Origin of the sequence: Methanobacterium sp. (genome assembly GCF_038562635.1) — an archaeon.
In the GTDB taxonomy this organism is placed as follows: domain Archaea; phylum Methanobacteriota; class Methanobacteria; order Methanobacteriales; family Methanobacteriaceae; genus Methanobacterium_D.
In genome coordinates this window covers 2,404,575-2,424,472 of the sequence record NZ_JBCFBO010000001.1, presented here as the reverse complement: position 1 = coordinate 2,424,472, position 19,898 = coordinate 2,404,575, and the positions used below count along the sequence as shown (strand labels likewise).

At 33.7% G+C, this 19,898-nt stretch carries 19 protein-coding genes; 7 read left to right on the top strand and 12 right to left on the bottom strand.

Annotated features, from left to right (window positions below; translation table 11 throughout):
* The first annotated feature begins 65 nt into the window (after positions 1-65).
* The 3 genes from larC (at position 66) to AAGU07_RS11915 (ending at position 3,174) form a co-directional block, all read left to right on the top strand.
* Positions 66-1,268 (top strand): nickel pincer cofactor biosynthesis protein LarC, encoded by a 1,203-nt coding sequence (larC, locus tag AAGU07_RS11925; protein WP_342459285.1) that lies wholly within the window; start codon positions 66-68, stop codon positions 1,266-1,268.
* A gap of 22 nt (positions 1,269-1,290) precedes the next feature.
* Positions 1,291-1,956 carry a 7-cyano-7-deazaguanine synthase QueC gene (queC, locus tag AAGU07_RS11920; RefSeq protein WP_342459284.1) on the top strand — a complete coding sequence of 222 codons (666 nt, stop codon included), beginning with the start codon at positions 1,291-1,293 and terminating at the stop codon, positions 1,954-1,956.
* Between the two features lie 786 nt (positions 1,957-2,742).
* Entirely contained in the window at positions 2,743-3,174 is a 432-nt protein-coding gene (locus AAGU07_RS11915) for a response regulator (protein ID WP_342459283.1), read from the top strand.
* 100 nt (positions 3,175-3,274) lie between these two features.
* Here AAGU07_RS11915 and AAGU07_RS11910 read toward each other — a convergent pair whose 3' ends face one another.
* Positions 3,275-3,886, bottom strand: coding sequence for a hypothetical protein (locus AAGU07_RS11910; protein ID WP_342459282.1), 612 nt, complete (start codon positions 3,884-3,886; stop codon positions 3,275-3,277).
* Between the two features lie 563 nt (positions 3,887-4,449).
* Positions 4,450-4,785, bottom strand: a complete 336-nt coding sequence (locus AAGU07_RS11905; RefSeq protein ID WP_342459281.1) for an MJ1244 family protein — start codon at positions 4,783-4,785, stop codon at positions 4,450-4,452.
* A 157-nt stretch (positions 4,786-4,942) separates the two neighbouring features.
* On the opposite strand from AAGU07_RS11905, the gene AAGU07_RS11900 reads away from it, so the two are divergent.
* The 4 genes from AAGU07_RS11900 to upp are packed head-to-tail and all read left to right on the top strand — an operon-like array spanning position 4,943 to position 8,034.
* Positions 4,943-5,995 carry a phosphatidylglycerophosphatase A gene (locus AAGU07_RS11900; protein WP_342459280.1) on the top strand — a complete coding sequence of 351 codons (1,053 nt, stop codon included), beginning with the start codon at positions 4,943-4,945 and terminating at the stop codon, positions 5,993-5,995.
* A 13-nt stretch (positions 5,996-6,008) separates the two neighbouring features.
* Complete coding sequence (gene cobS / locus AAGU07_RS11895; RefSeq protein ID WP_342459279.1) at positions 6,009-6,815, top strand: adenosylcobinamide-GDP ribazoletransferase; 807 nt, start codon at positions 6,009-6,011, stop codon at positions 6,813-6,815.
* 11 nt (positions 6,816-6,826) lie between these two features.
* A complete protein-coding gene (locus AAGU07_RS11890; RefSeq protein WP_342459278.1) occupies positions 6,827-7,378 on the top strand; it encodes a tRNA (cytidine(56)-2'-O)-methyltransferase in 552 nt (183 codons plus the stop codon).
* Between the two features lie 20 nt (positions 7,379-7,398).
* Positions 7,399-8,034 (top strand): uracil phosphoribosyltransferase, encoded by a 636-nt coding sequence (upp, locus tag AAGU07_RS11885; protein ID WP_342459277.1) that lies wholly within the window; start codon positions 7,399-7,401, stop codon positions 8,032-8,034.
* Positions 8,035-8,040: 6 nt separating this feature from the next.
* Here the strand turns inward: upp and AAGU07_RS11880 are convergent, their stop codons facing one another.
* The 10 genes from AAGU07_RS11880 to AAGU07_RS11835 all read right to left on the bottom strand — a co-directional run bounded on the left by AAGU07_RS11880 (position 8,041) and on the right by AAGU07_RS11835 (position 19,887).
* On the bottom strand, positions 8,041-8,301 hold the full coding sequence (locus AAGU07_RS11880) for a hypothetical protein (RefSeq protein WP_342459276.1): 261 nt from the start codon (positions 8,299-8,301) through the stop codon (positions 8,041-8,043).
* Between the two features lie 21 nt (positions 8,302-8,322).
* Positions 8,323-9,177 carry a hypothetical protein gene (locus tag AAGU07_RS11875; protein WP_342459275.1) on the bottom strand — a complete coding sequence of 285 codons (855 nt, stop codon included), beginning with the start codon at positions 9,175-9,177 and terminating at the stop codon, positions 8,323-8,325.
* Between the two features lie 27 nt (positions 9,178-9,204).
* Entirely contained in the window at positions 9,205-10,296 is a 1,092-nt protein-coding gene (locus tag AAGU07_RS11870) for a hypothetical protein (RefSeq protein WP_342459274.1), read from the bottom strand.
* Positions 10,257-10,385 carry a hypothetical protein gene (locus tag AAGU07_RS11865; protein ID WP_342459273.1) on the bottom strand — a complete coding sequence of 43 codons (129 nt, stop codon included), beginning with the start codon at positions 10,383-10,385 and terminating at the stop codon, positions 10,257-10,259. The genes AAGU07_RS11870 and AAGU07_RS11865 overlap by 40 nt, the downstream gene beginning before the upstream one ends.
* 109 nt (positions 10,386-10,494) lie before the next feature.
* Positions 10,495-12,063, bottom strand: coding sequence for a tetratricopeptide repeat protein (locus AAGU07_RS11860; protein WP_342459376.1), 1,569 nt, complete (start codon positions 12,061-12,063; stop codon positions 10,495-10,497).
* Positions 12,064-12,224: 161 nt separating this feature from the next.
* Positions 12,225-16,616: a NosD domain-containing protein gene (locus tag AAGU07_RS11855; RefSeq protein ID WP_342459272.1), complete on the bottom strand. Its 4,392-nt coding sequence runs from the start codon at positions 16,614-16,616 to the stop codon at positions 12,225-12,227.
* A gap of 225 nt (positions 16,617-16,841) precedes the next feature.
* A complete protein-coding gene (locus AAGU07_RS11850; RefSeq protein ID WP_342459271.1) occupies positions 16,842-17,732 on the bottom strand; it encodes a hypothetical protein in 891 nt (296 codons plus the stop codon).
* Between the two features lie 16 nt (positions 17,733-17,748).
* Positions 17,749-18,300 (bottom strand): hypothetical protein, encoded by a 552-nt coding sequence (locus tag AAGU07_RS11845; protein WP_342459270.1) that lies wholly within the window; start codon positions 18,298-18,300, stop codon positions 17,749-17,751.
* Complete coding sequence (locus AAGU07_RS11840) at positions 18,266-18,949, bottom strand: tetratricopeptide repeat protein (protein ID WP_342459269.1); 684 nt, start codon at positions 18,947-18,949, stop codon at positions 18,266-18,268. Before AAGU07_RS11840 ends, AAGU07_RS11845 begins: the two co-directional genes overlap by 35 nt.
* A gap of 68 nt (positions 18,950-19,017) precedes the next feature.
* Positions 19,018-19,887, bottom strand: a complete 870-nt coding sequence (locus AAGU07_RS11835; RefSeq protein WP_342459268.1) for a hypothetical protein — start codon at positions 19,885-19,887, stop codon at positions 19,018-19,020.
* Positions 19,888-19,898: the final 11 nt, after the last annotated feature.

The following is a 19,898-nucleotide window of genomic DNA, read 5'->3' as shown; positions in this document are numbered from 1 at the left end:
TTGAATATAATTAAGATACAAATTACAGTCTTAAAAAAATAACAGCTTCAAAGGAAATTGGTATAATGGTAGTTATTTTAGATCCTCAAAATTCAGGAATATCTGGAAACATGGTGCTAGGCGCACTTATAGATCTAGGAGTGGATGCAGAAGAGGTAGCAGAAGTTATGGAAAACTATGCGTCTCATTTTGGGGATATCAAGATCAAAATAGATAAGACCAAAAAATCAGGCATTTCTGCCACATATGCAGATATTGAATGTGAAGACAAAAATTCAATTGGTTATGCAGAGCTCATTGAGATTCTAGATAAAGTTAAATACAAAATTAGTCCTGAAGTTTTGGAATTTGCAAAAAAAGTATTCAAAACAGTTGCAGAAGCGGAATCTACAGTTCATGGTACAAGTTTAGATAAAATACACTTCCATGAAGTTGGAGCTGCAGACGCTGTAGCTGACATCATCGGTTCTGCTTATTGTTTCTATAAACTAGGGCTTGATTCAAAAAAAATTTATGGAATGCCAGTTGCACTTGGTGGGGGCAGAATTAACAGCATGCACGGAAAATTAAGTGTTCCTGCACCTGCAACTCTTGAAATACTCAAAAATGTTCCATCATTTGGAGGGCCTGTTAATTATGAGCTTACAACTCCCACAGGAGCAGCTCTTTATGTAAACATGGTGGATGAGATCTGTGATTTTTACCCCCTGGTTACAAACAGCAGGATCGGGTACGGGGCAGGAAAAAGAAACCTTGAAATACCAAATGTTTTAAGGGTTGTGAAGGGAGAATCTATTGTTCCAACTGATAAGGTGTCTATTCTTGAGACTAACCTTGATACTGTAACCGGAGAAGTTATTGGTCACACATTTGATAAGCTTATGGATAAAGGGGCTTTAGATATTAGTGTGATTCCAGTATTAATGAAAAAAAATAGGCCAGGGCATCTTTTAAGAGTGATAACAAAACCAAAAGATAGCAGTGCAGTATCTGAAGCAATTATAAGGGAAACTGGAACACTTGGAGTTAGAGTACTACCTTATGTCCACAGAAATATTGTAAAAAGAGAAATTGTACCTATAAAGCTAGATATTAGTGGACTGGAACACGATATACAGATCAAGATTGGAATGATTGGAGAAGAAGTAATAAACTACAGCCCCGAATATGAGGATGCTAAAAAAATAGCATATGAAACGGGCGTACCTCTAAAAGATGTTATGAAAAGAGCTAACAATGCATTTAAGGAATTGTTGGATAATTATTAATTATAAAATTCGGTGTGATATAATGAAAAACAAACCAAAAGCAATATCTGTCCTTTCAGGAGGGCTCGATTCAACCGTTGCAACAGCATATTACAGTGATAAATATGAAATCCATGCGATAACGTTTAACTACGGTCAAAGAAGTGCAGAAATGGAAATTAAGTCTGCAGGAGCCGTATGTGAAAAATTGGGAATTGAACACAACGTTCTGGATCTTCCATGGCTTAAAAAGCTTGGAAAGTCAGCTTTAACTTCTGACGCGGAGGTCCCTGAACTTAAAATGGATGAACTCGACAGCAAGGAAATTTGCGATGAAACAGCTCGAAAAGTATGGGTTCCTGGGCGAAATGTAGTTTTTACAGCCATAGCAACATCTTTTGCAGAAGCTCTAAATGCAGAAAAGATCATTGTAGGATGGGACTTAGAAGAAGCAGTTACATTCCCAGATAACTCAAAAAAATTCTTAGACGCATTTAATAATGTCCTGGAAATTGGTACACTTGAAGGTGTAAAAATTGAAGCTCCAGTTATAAACATGAGTAAAACTGAAATAGTTAAGCTCGGCATGGAAATAGATGCACCTATGGATTTAAGTTATTCATGTTATATAGGTGAAGAAAAACCCTGCGGTACTTGTGAATCATGCATGAGACGCATAAGAGCCTTTAAAGATGTTAAAATGATTTAAACTTATATACATCTATGAAATTATGTTTAAACTATCTAATTAAGAATCATGACCGCCCATTACTGAAAAGGACATTCCATTCTACATATAAACTACAGGACATATTACAATCATACCTGCATTATGTTACAAAAACTGTGAATTTTAACAGGTTTTTAAATATAGTCAAAATAATCAAAGACTTTCTGGATTAAAACTGTTAAATTATCCCCATTTTAACCATAGTTTTCAATAAATGGAATACATCTAAATTTTAATATATTATCCCTTTTTAAATATTATAAAGATTTAATTTTAATTTTTAAATCAAGTTTCATATTTATTATACCCCTATTTATTTTTCATTTCCGCCATATTCATTTTATATTCCATTAAACCTTTTTTATCCCCCCAATTATGAAAGTTTTAGAAAAGTATTAATATTTCAATCATACATATTAATCTATAGTGGTACATTATTAATACATCCCATTATAAAGAGAAACTAAATAAAATGTTTAAAAAAGATGCATTAATTCTTAAAAAAATAATTATAGTCCCCTATTCAAACATACCTGTTAAACATTCATTAAAGAAAAGAATTCTTTCTAATAGACAAATATAAACATAAAAATGTTAATAAATCATTAATTAAAGAATTGCAAACTACATGGAGTTTAATTAAAAAAAATAAATAAGTGCTTTTCATCCTATTTAAACATAGTATCAAGCTGATATCTGGAAACCAGCAGCTAACATATAGAATAGTACAATATTTAACACGTGAATTTAATTTATGGTGGTAAATTGATAGGTAAAACAGTTGAAATTTTACTTGTAGAAGATAATCCTGCAGATGCCCGTCTTGTAATGGAGGTTTTTAAGGATTTTAAAATAAATAACAAATTATATCATGTAAAAGACGGTGTAGAAGCTATGGAATATCTGCAGCATAGTGGTGAATATACAGATACTTCAAAACCAGACTTAATATTGCTTGATTTGAATTTACCTCGAAAAGATGGGCGTGAAGTTTTAAAAGAAATAAAAGAAAATGAAGAACTCAAATGTATTCCCGTTGTCATTCTAACCACTTCAAGTGCTGAAGACGATGTTTTAAAAACTTATTGCAACCATGCCAACTGTTACATCATAAAACCAGTGGACTTTGACCAGTTTATAAAAGTTATACAATCAATAGAAAGTTTCTGGCTTACCATGGTAAAGTTACCAAGCTAAGTCCAAAGTTATAAATTAGCTAATTTTAAAAAAATTCATGTTTACATGTTTAAAACCAAAAGTTTTGGCTGGAAAAATAGAAAATTGGAGCTGGAATTATTTACATCCCAGCTATCCATAGGCCCTCAATTTTAAATGAATCAAATTTATCTTTATCGATTCTATACAACTTATTTCCAATGAGCAGTTCAACTGTCTCATCTTCATAATCCTGCGCTTTTACCTTGGGAATATTGGGATCTGTATTTTGAGCCACTTGTGTTGTATTTTTTGGAACAATCTTTTTTCCTGTGAAATATCCATTTTTAACTTCTTTTCCATTGATTACCCCATCATATGGGATTAAATAAAATCCACGATAGTCATGGGATTTTCCATGAACTAAACAGAAATCCATATCTGTTACTGTACTGTACCACATACCTTCAGGTGAAGTCCACGAAGAAGGGCCTTCTTCAAATGAGAGAGTTCCCCGTGTATGTGATGAAGGGTCATAATTGTAGAAAACTCTAGTATGATAATTGTAATTTGATGCCAAACTACAACTACATTTACCTGTTGCCATAACATACTTAGATGTTATTTTAACGTTATAAGCACCTATCCCATGAGCTGAAACAGCTGCAGGACTTATAATAAGGAGCGCTGCAATCGAGCACAGCGCAAATAGCGTACTAGCTTTAATTTGTCGCTTAATATAATCACACTCCATATGTTTTTTTGGTTCAGTTGATTGTTTGGTGCCACTAGGGTTAGGTACCCCTGAACCAGTTGGAGCATAATTAACACCTCCGTATAAACTTAGTAATAATTTGTATTACTGCATATAAATATTTTATGAAATTCATCTCAAAATAGATGTGATTATTTACTTAATATGATTTTTTGAAATAGAAATAGGGGAATTGAATTTTTAATACGTTTTAATATATAAATTTTACCCTTTTTTTGAAATTTATAAAATAAAAATAGTTTTTAATCCAATAAAATATCTAATATTTTAACTAAAAATTAAAAAAATGTTGTATTGTTCAAAATTTTAAAATTAATATATTTTAACATTAATTAATGATTTAAAATGCTCTAAAAGGCTGCTATTTTAAAATAAAGTCAATTAATGCCAATTTAAATATATAAATAGATCAGACATATAATATTTTATTATAAATTTATTTTAAGAAAAATAAGGTAAAATTAAGCATGATGACATTATTAAAACTTATTTTAGAAAAGAGAAAAACATAAAATAAATTAATAACTGATATTTACAACAAGTTATTCATTTTTACCGTCACTTATAATTATCCTGCGTATTGGAACTTCTAAAATAGTGTATTTTTCGCCCATAAGAGCATCGCGGACCATTTTTACTATTTCATCCACTTTTTCTTCATCCACAACACTGCAGATAAGCAGCGCATTCTTTGCATGATCTTTGATCATCTTAATTGCAGACTCTGGATCTTCCTTTATAGAAAATCCCTTCCAATCCTGGGGAGACATACCCTTATATTCTAAAATATAAAATCCAGTTATTCCTGCATCAGTTAGAGCATTCATAGCTTTACCTAAATTTCTTATCTCAACAAAGACCCTCAGATGAACTTTCATGCCATCACCTTCTCTATATATTCATATGTTCTGCCCACCTATTAAATATTGGTGACTGTGAATATAATATCAACTTCAAGATTCAAGCTGGAAACCACAAAATTTTAGAAATCAGAATTAAATTGACCAGCTTCAGCAATAACCTTAGGGTGATTTAATGGATAAAATATGTATCAAAGATGCCCAAATTAATATAGAAAGCGACGCCCTTATAATCCAAAGAGAAAAGGGGTTTTTATCTTTAAGTAATGTTAACAATAATTTTTCAACTATCAAAACTATAATAAACCATTCGTATTATACGGATATTCCAAATAAAGAAGGATATATCCATAAATTCCTTGAAAATAAAAATGTGCTGAGTCCAGCGTCAGTAATCTTAACAGGTGCCAGCATTAGCGAGTCAATCGTTGAAACATCAGAGTATGTAACAGCCATAGTTTCAGTCCATGCATTTAACATATTGGGTGCAGGAGAAGTAATTAATGAGGATTATAATAATAAAAGATCCATAAGCACCATATTAATTATAAACAATGATCTAAGTTATAAATCACTTTTAAACGCACATTCATGTGCAGAAAGGGCTAAAGTAGCAGCATTATGGGATTTAGATGTCCGAAGCTCTTCAGGAGATATATCTACAGGAAATCCTAATGATTCACTAATTGTAGCCTGTACTGGAAAAAATGACAAAGAAATTGACAGCGCAGAAATTCAAGATTTAGTTATGAAATGCGTCAGAGAAGCCACAAGAAAAGCCATTTTAAATTCAGGATATAAAAAAGAAGTTTTAGATTATATAGAATGTGTGGGTATCAAAATAGAGGATCTTGTTGATGCCGGGATGGAACTGTGTGTAGGCGTAGAAAAAAGCGAAGAGCTATACGAAAAATTACACAAACAGATCCTAAAGTCTCTAGAAGATTTGAACGTTGTGTCGTTCATAATTGCAGGAATAAGGCTTGAAGAAGATTACGCAAAACATAGAGTAACAGGAATAAATGTAGATGATGATCCTGCATACTTATATTCCGATGAAGTCTTTGGAATGTCTGTAGCGAATCAAATTGCAGGGACCAAAGCAATATTTAATTTTAAACGATATGATGAGGAAAAACCAGGCATAATTGGTAAACTTGGCCCTGTACTTGATGATGTATTTGCAGGACTTATTGCAGGGTGCATGTCCAAGATATTTGAGGAATGATCGGGGAATGATCATGAGCGACAAAAGAGTACTGAATGTAGAATACGAAAAATCACACCCTGCATCAAATTCATCTAAACTTAAAGGGATAGCCGGACTTATTTCATTTTCAACAGTTATCCCCCTAAATATTCACACTACCATTGAGGAAATGGCAGCTTTCACATGGTTCTGGCCGGTAATTGGCGGCTTAATTGGAATATTTGTTGGTGCAGTTGGATTCATATCTTTAAATGTACTTCACCTATCTCAACTCATAACAGCAGCAATAGTTTACAGTTTTGCAATCTGGTTTACTGGATTCCATCATCTAGATGGACTTATGGATATGGGCGATGGACTTATGGTACATGGAGACCATAACAAAAAGATTCAAGTTATGCGGGATATGATGGTTGGGACTGGAGGTATCTCCCTATTTTTTATAGTTGCCCTAATTACATTTTCAGCAATTAATGCTATCCCTGCAAGTTTAATATTTTTAGTACTTTTAATTTCGGAGGTAGCTGCAAAAACAAGCCTTATAACCTGTGCAACATTTTCAAAACCGTTTCCAGATGGAACTGGAAGGTTATTTATAGAATCAATGAACATAAAATTATTAGTACTGTCATTTATTTTAACGTCAATAATTGGATTTTTAGCCATAAATATCACAGGAATCCTTGGAATAATTGGAGGGATAATTGCAGGTTCTGCAGTTGCTGCTGTGGCTTCAAAACAGTTTAAATATGCAACAGGAGATATTTTAGGAGCTTCCAATGAAATAGGGCGTTTAGTATCCCTTCTTGTAATGACTACTGTTTTAATATACATATAAGAGCTGATAGAGTGAAAATCAATGTTTTAAGACTTGACCACAGACAAAAAAGAGATGCGCGAATAACAACCCACGTTTGCCTAACAGCAAGAGCTTTTGGAGCAGATGGAGTAATCTTAAATGGAGATGAAGATACAAAGCTCATGGAAAACGTCAGAGATGTTTCTAAACGTTGGGGCGGTCAATTTAAAGTGGATTATAAAAAAAATTATGAAAACCTCATAGATGAATGGAAAAACAACGGTGGTGAAGTAGTTCACCTCACAATGTACGGGTCTCAGGTCCATGAAGTTGTAAGTGATATTAGAAAATCGCCAAAGGACAAGCTTGTAGTGGTTGGGGGTTCAAGAGTCCCTACTAAAGTCTATAAAGAAGCTGACTGGAATGTTTCTGTAACTTCGCAGCCCCATTCAGAAGTATCATCCCTTGCAGTCTTTTTACACATGTTATTTGAAGGAAAAGAGCTGGATAAAGAATTTGAAGGCGGGAAAATGAAGGTCATACCTACTGCAGAGGGTAAAAGGGTTATAATAAATGATAATGAAGAAGAAAAAATAGAATAATTTCAAAGCAGGCGTATCCCATGTTAAAAGTAGTTGACCATGCAGTTGTACAGAAAAATCTCACCAGAATAAGGGACAAAAATATAGACCGAGTCCATTTCAGGGAGGGAATTATTGAAATTGGAAGGTTGATGGGATATAAGTATGCAAATACCCTGGAAAAGAAACCTGTAACTGTAGATACGCCTCTTGGAACTGCAGAAGGGATTGAAATCGATGCCATGAAAAATATCGTGGTGGTAAGCATTTTAAGGGCTGCAATTCCTCTGGTTGAAGGAATATCACACGTTTTCAAAGAGGCAGAATATGGGGTTATCGGCGCCTGGAGAAGTGAAGAACCTCCATTTAATGCAAAAATAGAATATATTAAACTGCCAGATTTAAAAAATAAGATCATTATAGTTGCAGACCCTATGCTTGCAACAGGCCACACCTTAAACGCTATTTTAAGTGAAATTAAAAAGAAGGGCACACCTAAAAAGATTGTAATTTTTAATGTCATTTCTGCAGAGCATGGAATAGAAAAAATATTTAAAAACCATCCTGAAGTTGAAATTTACACCTGTTCCGTTGATGAAAAACTCAACAAAGATGGTTATATTGTTCCTGGTCTTGGAGACGTTGGAGATCTGTGTTTTGGGAAGCCGTGTTTATAATGTATTTTAGTTTGGAATCACTACTTCATAACCCGCATATTTATAAACAAGAGAAGTAGGATTGACAGGATCATCTACATGGAAGTATCCACCATTTGCATAAATCATAGTACTAACTCTAGAAATAGGATTGCCAGTGAAATCAAGGTCTATTAACTCATTACTATCTGGGTCTTCAACTGTGATCTTTTTAGCAGCATCCCCCGGATACTTAATATAAGTTGCTATATCATCAGTGAAGTACCTGTGGTTTGCAATCATGTTCATTTCTGTCTATTAAGTTTGTTTTTAGGAAGTTAGAACTGTGACAAGATCGATTAAAAACTGTGAAACACCAAACAAAACAAACACAAACATGAATAAAAACCCGTTCTTAGTTCTCAACTCAATAGGAACAATCCTATTAAGCTTATCCGGAAACAAATACACGGTCTGCAGTAATAAACCCAGAATAATAGTGAAAACAGCAGCCCCTAAAGACGGCGTTCCACTGATGAAGTGCAATTGTATTCCTGAAAACCCGCGACCAACAGTATATAAACCCACAGCCGATGCAAGAATCCAGTAAGAGAGAGGCATAAAACCAAAACCTTTAACAGTTTCAATAACTTCCTTTTTACTAGAAGAAAATTCCTTACCGTCTGGTAAAACCACATTATCAGGTAAAACTGCTTTACCTTTAGGAATTAATATACTATCATCGCTGAACGTTTTAATTCTAAAAAACATTCCCAAAATAGGATAAACCACTGCAACAGCACCGCCTAACCCAAACCAGAAATTGCCCGATGTTAAACCTAATGCCAACATTAAAAAGAAAAATGCAGGCGCCGAAAGAGTAAAAAGAATTATATAACCCTGATAAGAATACGGAAATGGTGATTGAAAAGGTTTCAATCCATATTTACTGTCCAGTTGATCCCAATAATATACATAAAAAATCCATGCAATTAAAAAAAAACAGAGGGCAAAAAAGAAGGGCAAATAATGTAATTTCATAAGATTAGCGAAAATATAAGAAAGTAAATATAAAATAGGTATACCTAAAACCACATTAAGTAGAATATGAATTTTCCTTTCTTCCCCATCTAACTTCCAAGGTTCATTTGTAAAAAATATCGAAAAATAATTTTTAACTGCCATCTAATCTCTCCAATAAAATAAAATAATTTATGTTGTTGCAAAGTAATCTGCAATGTTATTATATGCTACGGAACCATAATCATCAATTTCAGGACTATAACTGTTCACAATCACTGAAGCACGGCTAGGCAGTACAGTGTATTTTAGAGCATTTTTAGCAGCTTCTTCTCTTGTGTCTCCAAATGCTGTTCTTATTACTCTTTTGTTAGTTCCATATTTAATATATTCTACAGTACTCATATAGCCCCCGGTGAAAGTACCGCCGCCCCAGTTGGGCATGTTTGTAACCACATAGCCTTCATAATTTCCTGCAACTGTTGTAACACTCTTTTTAGCCCCAGCTTTTGTGACATAACTGATACCAAGCCTACCAGCAACACCACCTTCAGCTCCAATGAATGGTATCAAAGAAGGTCCAACATTCAGACCAAAGTTAATCCATCTAGATGGATTCCATCCTTCATCCAGATCAGAGGCATAATAAGAACCTGCTACTCCCGCCAATATTAACGCACCACCAATAAACCAACCTGGCGGGCCTCCTAGAATCATCGCTGCCACTCCAACAGATATTGCTGCACTGCTTGCAAGTCCAAGTACTGTATCTTCCATGTCATTTTGACCCCAGTCCGCGGCTACTGCTTCCCCGGTTTCTATGGCCCTATTTATAGCTGGTCCATTATTAAGTATTATATTACCTAAATCATTACCCCATTCTGCCTGCTGGTTTTTGTAACAGTAACTTCCGCAGCTGGTTTCATTCCCAGTTAAAATGTCCATAACAAGACCAGTTTCCGGGTCAATTAACAATATTTTTCCATTGCTACCAACAGCCTTAATGACAATATAACCATTACTTTCAAATATCTCCAGCTGTCCACTATTTAGCATCAGGTCACCCAACCCAAGCGTTACACTACCCAACGGATTTGAACCGACTATTGTCCCATTCTGGTCAGGATTTGGGAATAATGACGCCATAACCCAGTACTCAATCGGTGAAAAGGACGACGAACAAGCATAACGGAACGCCCTCACATTATCAGGATCCCCAACTACATCCATACCCATCCTGTGACTCATTTCTCCAGTAAGAAGCGTGTTATAAGCATCATCCAATGTAGAAACTGCAATAGGAGTGGTACGAGTCCAGGTAACATTAAATTTGGAAGCTGCGGCATCTGCAGGACATTATGATATTTAATCACCAAACCTCCAAACGGTTCATATGCTGTTTTTATAGGTCCATCAACAAATAAATCTCATTTTGATCTACAGAAATATATTGTCAGTCATTTCTGTCATGCTATTACACCTTTAAGATTCAGAAGACAAAATCTTTTCTTTCGCTATTTTGGCATTTTCGTGATCCGGATCGATTTCTAAAGCTTTATTATAGCTCTCTAACGCTTCTTCATGTCTTCCAATCTCTTCAAGACTAAAACCTTTAAGATACCATGCTTCAGCTTTATTTGGATCTATCTGCAAAGCTTTATCATAACATTCCACTGCTTCTTCATGTCTTCCAAGCTCTTCAAGACTAAAACCTTTAAGATACCATGCTTCATCATTATTTGAATTTATTTCTAAAACTTTATCAAAACTTTCTATTGCTTCAGAATACTTATGAAGCTTTCCAAATGCATTTCCTTTGTTATACCATGCATAAATATTCCCTGAATCAACCTCTAAAGCATTATCATAACACTTTATTTCCTCATGATATTTTCCAAGATCTTTAAAGACAATACCTTTATTAACCCATACATTAGAATATGTTGGATCTAATTTTAAGGCCATATTATAAGATTTTATAGCATCATAATATCTTGCAAGTGCTTCAAGAGTATTCCCTTTGTTATACCATGCATCAACATGCTTCGGATCTATTTTCAGAACCTTATCAAAACATTCCAAAGCTTCCTGATATCTCCCAAGATTTTTCAACGCATCACCCTTGAAAAACCATGCCGCATCGTCTTTTGGATCCAGTTCTAAAGTTTTATCATAAGATTTTATAGCGTCTTGATGTTTCCCAAGTTTTTTTAGTGTGTATCCCTTATTAAACCATGCAATAACATAATTTGGATCTATTCCTAACGCATTATCATAGCATTCAATTGCTTCTTGATATTTACCAAGTTCTCCTAAAATAAAGCCCTTACGATACCATGCATTAACATTTTGGAAATCTGATTCTAAAACCATATTATAACAATCTAATGCATCCTGATATTTACCAAGTTCTATCAATACATAACCTTTGCCCTGCCATGTTTTTACATGTTTTGGATCCATTTCTAAAGCATTATCATAAGCTTTTAAAGCTTCTTCATATTTTCCAAGTTTTTCAAGAATTAAACCTTTAATATACCATGCATCTACATCTTTTGGTTCATGTTCTAAAATCATATCATATAATTCTATCATTTCATGATATATTTCAAGTCTTCCAGGGATTTTTCCTCTGTTACTCACCATATCATTAATTTTTGAATCTTTTTTAAGAATATTATCCAATACACCAGCGCGTTTTGGATCTTTTTCTCGAACTTTATCAAATGCACCAGTAAATTCTGAATCTTCTTTTAAAAGCCTATCAAAACTTTTCATAGTCTTCTTTGAACATTCCAACGCATCATGATACCTACCAAGATTAAGTAAAATGTGGCACTTCTGAACTTCTGCACCAAAAAAGTTGGGAACCAGTTCTAAAAGCTTATCATTAGCTTCTAAAGATTCTTTATGTTTTCCAAGTTCTCCCAAAACGAAACTTTTTTGAAACCATGCTTCAGGATACTCTGGGTCTTTTTCTAAAATATTATCATAACAATCTAACGCTTCTTGATATTTACCCTGATTAAATAGTTCATAAGCTTTTTTAATCTGTACATTCTTCTTAGATTTGTTGAATAGGCCTATTATAACACCTCCTAAAAAAATGGCATATTACTATGATATACCCTCCCTCCCCAATATTGAGATATAAATTAATGTATTGTCAATAGGTTAATACATCTATCTGGTCATGATCCTCCTCTCTATCTTCAGGGGTAAGCTATCTTAAGCAGAAGCGCCCAATGAATCTCCACCAGTGCTACTGCAACATCCAATGTACCACTTGCAATATTGCCAACTTGATACTTGGATACTCCGCTTGCAATTCTTTTACCAGCATCTCTCGCAAGTGCATCTATAACTTGACCTACCTCATCATACTTGTCACCGCCTACAACATTCAGTATGGATTCTGTGATCTGTTGTTCTGCATTTCGCATTGATTTAATATTTTGTTCTCGGAAGTAATTTTCCCAATAACTCTCACTCATGGGATTGTGCCTTTTATCAAAGAGCTGATCTGGATGACTTATTGCAAATCCAGATATTTCATTCCATATTGATAGTGCACCTTCCTTCAAATTCTTTATATCTTCTAAATTCCTCTGCACGTTGGGATTACTGTAACCATATGATTCATCCCAAACTCCTTGTGGTGGTCCATGGCTGGTTAATATATCCCATACTTGATCCATTAAATTATTATTTTTTAGATAATCTGCCAGGTTAAAGTCTCCGTTTTGCTCTGCCTCCTGTATTGCATACGGTTGGATAGCATCTAGGAATGCAAGCGGCGCTATTATTAATATTATCGGTCCTAAAAATTCGGCACTTGCAATAGCGCTTCCTTCATAAACAACATTTCCCAGAACCGCTGCAATACTGCTCAAAGCAATTGTTACATTATTAATTGATTGTAACTGCTCAGGCCAAGTATCAGGGTTAATGCTATCCAATTCTTCACCTAGATCAAAAGCCCATTCTGTTTGAAGATCAGAGAAACAATAAGCACTATTCATAAATTCAAGATCAATGATCATAGCATCTCTTAGAATACCTGTCTCATGATCTAATACTAAAAATTTACCGTCCCTGCACATTATCAGATAACTGTCACTCATTAAAATATCTGGCATTTCACCATTTAGAATCATTTGACCCAAACCAAGCGTAATAGAAGAATATAGATGTTCTAAATACACACTATCTTCAAAAGAAGAATTATTTCCAGAAGAATTAGCAACAGGGAATAACGTTTTCATAACCAAATATTCAATAGGGTTAATTGCAGATGAACAAGCAAATCGGAATGCCCAAACATTACCTGGATCTCCAGTTACAGTCATTCCAAAACTATGATCACATTCCAAAGTCATATAACATTCGTAAGCATCATCACACACTGAAACTGCAATTGGACTGGTACGACTCCAAGTAACATTTAATTTAGCTGCGGCCTGATCTGCAACCATATCATGACACTTAATCATTATAAGAGACGTGAGAAAAGTACCATAAGCAGCTTTCATAGGTCCTGCCTGGTAAATATAAGTCCCATTTATATTTTTTTTATCTTTTTGTTCCAACCAGTATTGTAATATTTCATCAGTAACTTTAGTAGTGACTATAGCAAAACTTCTTACACCTTCATAACCTCCAGGTTTAAAGAAATACATTCCATTTGTATCAGTATCAAGATATGCTCCGTTCCAATAGGTAATTTTGCTTAATCGGGAAATATAATTACCACTGAAAGGTAATTCTTTGATCTGATTTTCATTAGATGAGGGTAATTCTATTATGGGACCTGCATTTCCTGTATAAGACATATCTACCCCAATAAAATCTGTGAATAATGTATGGTTTTTTAACAATGCAAACTCTTCATCAGTAAACGAATTTATAATCCGGAATTCGTTAATTAATGCTTCTTCCAATTGTGTTCCTGTTAAATTTTTAAGATGATTAAGAGAGGACTCATTCAAGAAACAACTTAAATAAAACATAGATTCAAGAGAAAGTCCACTTGTTGATGTCTTTGAAAAAATTTTGTTTATAATATTTATATCATTAAAAAGGTGAGGATTGTAAGAGTAATTTTTATAGTGTAGATACTTTTCATTAGCAACATTTTTAGTTACTACTATTTTCCCATTAACAATTAAATCTACTTCAACTTCAAATATTCCTATTTGAGAAAAATTACCAAACTCAGCCTCTTTCGTCTTCCAGAGCACACTAACCCAACTTACAGACTCATTTAAAGGGATTTCATAAGTAAACAATAAAGGCTGATTAGTAGATAAATCTATAGCAGTGCTAAAAATAGTTATATTCACCTTAGCGATTCTATCCACTTGCGTAGAAACATTTTGGTTGTCCAAATTTGCTGTTATGCTAGTTATGCCTGATTGGAGGTTTTGATCTAATGTAAGGTTAGATGTTACTGTTCCTTTCAAGGTATATCCAATATTAGTAATTATGCCACTATTTGTTCTAAAATAGATTGATATTCCATCAGGAATATGGCCTTTCGAAGAAATACATTCCCCATTACTATTGTAATTTAGGTCAGCAGTGATAATAGATTCGTCACATTTTCCATTGGAAACTTTGTAAGAAGTTGGCCTAATGTTCAAAACAATAATTGGAGCGAATTTTTCTAAAATCCAATTTGAGGGGAGCCATTGATAATATTCAGTTCCGGGATAACGCCCTATATAACAGAAATCTGCATTAATATAATCTCCTGTTGAATTAAGGATCATTTTAGGATTATTTGAACCCCACCAATTATTTGAAACATCCGTATTCGTATTTCCCACAGCCATACAAAATCCAGTTAGATTATTTCCAGCTATACGATTGAAATGAGCCTTAATTACTGCTGATTCCCCACAAAATATACCTATTGCATTTCCAGTTATATCATTTGAAATTAATTGATTATAACCTAATGAAGAGAGCTCACCAGTGGAATATATACCGTGATATGTATTGTTTCTTATTTTATTATCAGTTATGTTATTGAATATAGAATTTGAACCGATTCCAAAAAAGTATTGATAATATTGATGGACCCAATATTGTAATTCTTCACCTTCAGGATTACTATTTGAAACTAACCAACCCTCCAAACTTTCGCAGGCATTAGGAATAATAATCCCTTGTTCATTATTTTCAATTATGTTCCCAATAATCTCATTATAACTAGAATCCAAAAGATAAATACCATAAACATTATTTTTTATGGTATTATCCAATACAGTGCAGTTATTAGCCGATGCAAGTAATATACCTGCAGGAGATAAATATTGAAATGAATTAGCAAGGTTAGCTCCCATAATAGTAAATCCTTGAATTAAAGAACCACTGCCCCCAGAATTAATGGTGAAAACAGAAATCGAAGAATTTATTGCATGCACAGTTACATTACCTTCCGAAATTATAGTAAGATTTTTATTTATAACAACGTTTTCATTATACGTCCCATTTCCAACAATGATAATATCTCCATTTGAAGTTAACGGATCATTTACAGCTGCTCCTATGCTATTAAAAGAATTATGAAAAGCTTTTGAAGCTGTTTGGTTATTTAATATTGCTGAAACCGTAGTTGCGCTCGAATTAATGCATGATGTAAGCGTGACTACTGCTTTACCCCTTCTTGTAGTTGCAGAGTTATCAATGGTTCCCAATGTTGTTATAAAGTTTATAAGTATTCCCTCGGGCAATGTTCCAGAGGATGATGTATCTGCTCCATGATTATCATGAGTTAAATCTGCCGTTATCTCAGAACTAGAACTACTATCAGGAGTTACATGAATAACAGAACCAATCAAATTAAGCACAAGCCATGGATCATAAATTACAGTCCCCCCTGCTATGCAAATATCACTTCCAATATTTGATGAGACTATTGGATTATTTGAGCCCCACCAATTGTTTGTGGCATTTACTGTTCCATTACCTGCATTATAAAGTCCATATTCGCTGTTTCCAAATATTCTGTTGAAATTAATATCAGCAGAAGAATTAGAAAGATAGATTCCATACTGGTTACTTGTGATACTATTTTGATATAAGAGGTTATCTGTGCTATTATAAAGATCTATTCCATGCTGATTGCTTGTTATAGTGCTTTGGTATAGAATATTATTCTTGTTATTAGAACTACGTATTCCATATTGATTACCTGTTAAACTATTCCCATTAATGATACAGTTTGAAGTTCCATCCAAATATATTCCACTTGAGTCTGTAGCTCCAGTTATCTTGAAATTTTGAATTTTAGTACTATTTCCAAACGCATTTACAGTAAAAATAGGTTGTGAAGAATTCAAAGCCTGAATGGTGACATTTCCACCATCATTAACTTTTAGCTGCACTGTTTTATTAACAACCACATTTTCAGTGTAAGTATAACCCAAACCACAGTTATCATTAACAATAATTGTATCATTAGAAGATGCATTATTTATAACTGATTGGATACTATCTCCAGGATTAACCGTTAAATTAGCCGCAGACACAGTTCCAGTTATCGAAATTAAGATTAAAAAAAAACTTAACAGTATAATAAATAATAATTCATTCTTCATACTAACACCACATGTGTGTTAGTAATAACTAATATTTAATAATTTCTATTATAATTTTAATAATAATTTTGGGCCATATTTAAGTTAATTATTAATAACATAACACGAAAACTTTAAAATTAACTATTTTTACTGTTAAAAATGATTAAATATCAAAAAATAAATTCATTTGGCAGGAAAACCATCCTAACACGATTACACAACCTAAGATCATCGTTTTAAGAGTTATGATGTTAAAACCGTCACAACACCAATCAAAAACTGCGAAATACCAAATAACACAAAAGCTAATACAAACATGAACAAAAACCCTTTCTTGGTTCTCAACTCAATAGGTACAATTCTATTAAGCTTATCCGGAAACAGATAAACCGTTTGTAATAGAAAACCCAAAACGATAGTAACAATAATAAATTCTAGAGAAGGAACACCCTTACTGAAATACGTGCTTATGTTTGAAAATCCATAACCTATTGTAAAAATCCCTAAACCCACTGCCAAAATCCAGTAAGAAAGAGGCATAAATCCAAATCCCCTAACTGTTTCTACAACTTCTTTCTTTCCAGAAGAAAACTCTTTACCGTCAGGCAAAACTACATTATCATGTAAAATTGATTTCCCCCTTAAAATTAGTGTACTATCATCACTAAACGTTTTAATTCTAAAAAACATGCCTAAAATTGGGTAGACCATGATCAATCCTAAACCAAGACCACCAAATATATTAGCAGTTGCAAATCCATAAGCGATCCCCATAAAAAAGAATGCTGGTGAAAATAGAGTTAAAAGTATAACTGCAAGCTGATATCTCCCGAATCCATATCCAAAACCATACTTTTTACCTAAATCATCCCAATAACCAAGATAGATGCATCCCGCAGCAATTAATGAAATTAGAGCCATGAAAAACGGCAAAAAATTCAATCCCATAAGAATACCAAACCAAAAATAAGTTAATACAAAAAAAATAGGTAAAAAATAAACCAATAAAGGAATAATAGCCCATTTTCTTTCTTCTTTACTAAGTTTAGCCGGGCTGGATAAAAACAACATATCAATACCTTTTCTAGAAAAAATTAACCTAAATGATTTTCCTAAAAAATACTTTAATTCCATTTTAAAACTCCAATAATCAATGTTTTAAATACTCCGAAATGTTGTTATATACATTATAAGAAGTTTCGTCAATATTTTCACCATTTCTATCTATGACATATGCAACACGATCAGGCAGATAAGTATATTTTAAGGCATTTTTAGCTGCTTCATCTCCTGTGTCTCCAAATGCTGTTCTTATTACTCTTTTATTAGTTCCATATTTAATATATTCTACAGTACTCATATAACCCCCAGTGAAAGTACCACCACCCCATTTTGGCATGTTTGTAATCACATAACTCTCAGAATTTCCTGTAACTGTTGTTGCCATCGTTTTAGCTCCACTTGACGTTGAATATTTAATACCAAGTCTAGAACCCCCTGCAATCATAAGCATATTCTTAGTTCCGCTTGATGTTAAATAATTGATACCAAGCCTACCAGCAACACCACCTTCCCATCCAATAAAAGGTATCAAAGAAGGTCCTACATTCAAACCAAAGTTAATCCATCTGGACGTGGTCCATCCTTCATCGAGATCAGCAGCGAAATTAGGATTTAGAAGATAAAACTTCTTCTTTCTCATCTTTAGCAAGTTCAAAATCAGGGTTCAACTCTAAGGATTTATCAAAACAATTGATAGCTTCTTGAAGGTTATTTAACTTCCTGGCGATTATTCCTTTATAATACCAAGCCTTAAAATTCGGCGCCTCAAGTTCCAAAGCAGTGTCAAAACATTCTAAAGCGTTATCATACTCTTCAAGATCTATTAAAACTGCCCCTTTATTGGTCCATGCCACAGTAGAATCTGGAAACACCTTCAAAGCCTTATCATAGTGTTCTACAGCTTTTTCATATTCTCCCCTTTCTTTAAGTGCGTATCCTGCATTATTTAAGGCATCAAAATTATCTGGATCCAATTCTAAAGCCCTATTAAACGATTCTAAAGCTTCACCATGCCGTTTAAGCGCCCCTAAAACAAATCCTTTAAAAAGCCATACATTAGCAATAGCAGGACTTAATGATAAAACCTCCTCAAAACATTCCAAGGCCTCTTCCTGCCTGTTGAAATTTATAAACGCGCAACCTTTATTAAAAAGAGCATCCACATTTTCAGGATCCATCTCCAAAACCTGGTTAAAATACTTCAAAGCTTCTTCATGATCTCCATTATTTCCAGCATTTTTTCCCTTATCAAGCAAAGATTTCTTCTTTAAACCACCAAATAATCCCATTATAATACACCCCCAAACATTCCATCTTTCAGAATCATAACATTACACTAAAAAATTGATTTATGCCCTTACGAAGTTAAAGCCACCACAAAACCAATCAAAAACTGTGAAATTCCAAACAACACAAAAGCCATTACAAACATGAATAAGAAACCGTTTTTGGTTTTTAGTTCAATTGGAACTACTTTGTTTATTTTGTCTGGAAACAAATACAACGTTTGCAGTAATAAACCTAGAACAATGGCGAAAACTGCAGCTTCCAGAGAAGGACTGCCTGTACTAAAATACAAATTTATATTTGAAAATCCCCAACCAATGGTGTAAACTCCCAAAGCTTCAGCCATAATCCAGTAAGAAATAGGAATAAACCCCGGCCCTTCAACTGTTTCTATAACTTCAGAAATATTTGGCAAAGCCGCCTTAGGTACCCTCAAAGGCCTTTTACGATCAGGTAAAACTACCTTCTTCTTACCAATTATTCTACTATCATCACTGAAAGTCTTAATCCTCAAAAACATTCCCACAATAGGATAAACAACCGCAACAGCACCGCCCAAACCAAAAAAGATATTTCCAGACGTTGAACCTATTATTAACATCAAAAAGAAAAAAGTAGGTGACGCACATAACAACCAAATGACAATGACCTGATAAACTAGCGCTAGCGGTGCTGATCTGCCTGGCGTTATTCTATATTTTTTATCTAATCTATCCCAAAAATAAAAAACCAATACAACTCCAGGAATCATAAGACAAAAAGCTAAGGAAAATAAAATAAAATTATCTCCAGCTAAAAATCCAATAATACAACCAGTAATTAAACACATAACTAAACCAACGGGAATAAAAAGAAGAACCTGGGTTTTTCGTTCAGATTCAATTATATCATATGGCATCATAAACAAAGTCTTCAGCATACGTTTATATTTGTACTTCATATTAAATCACC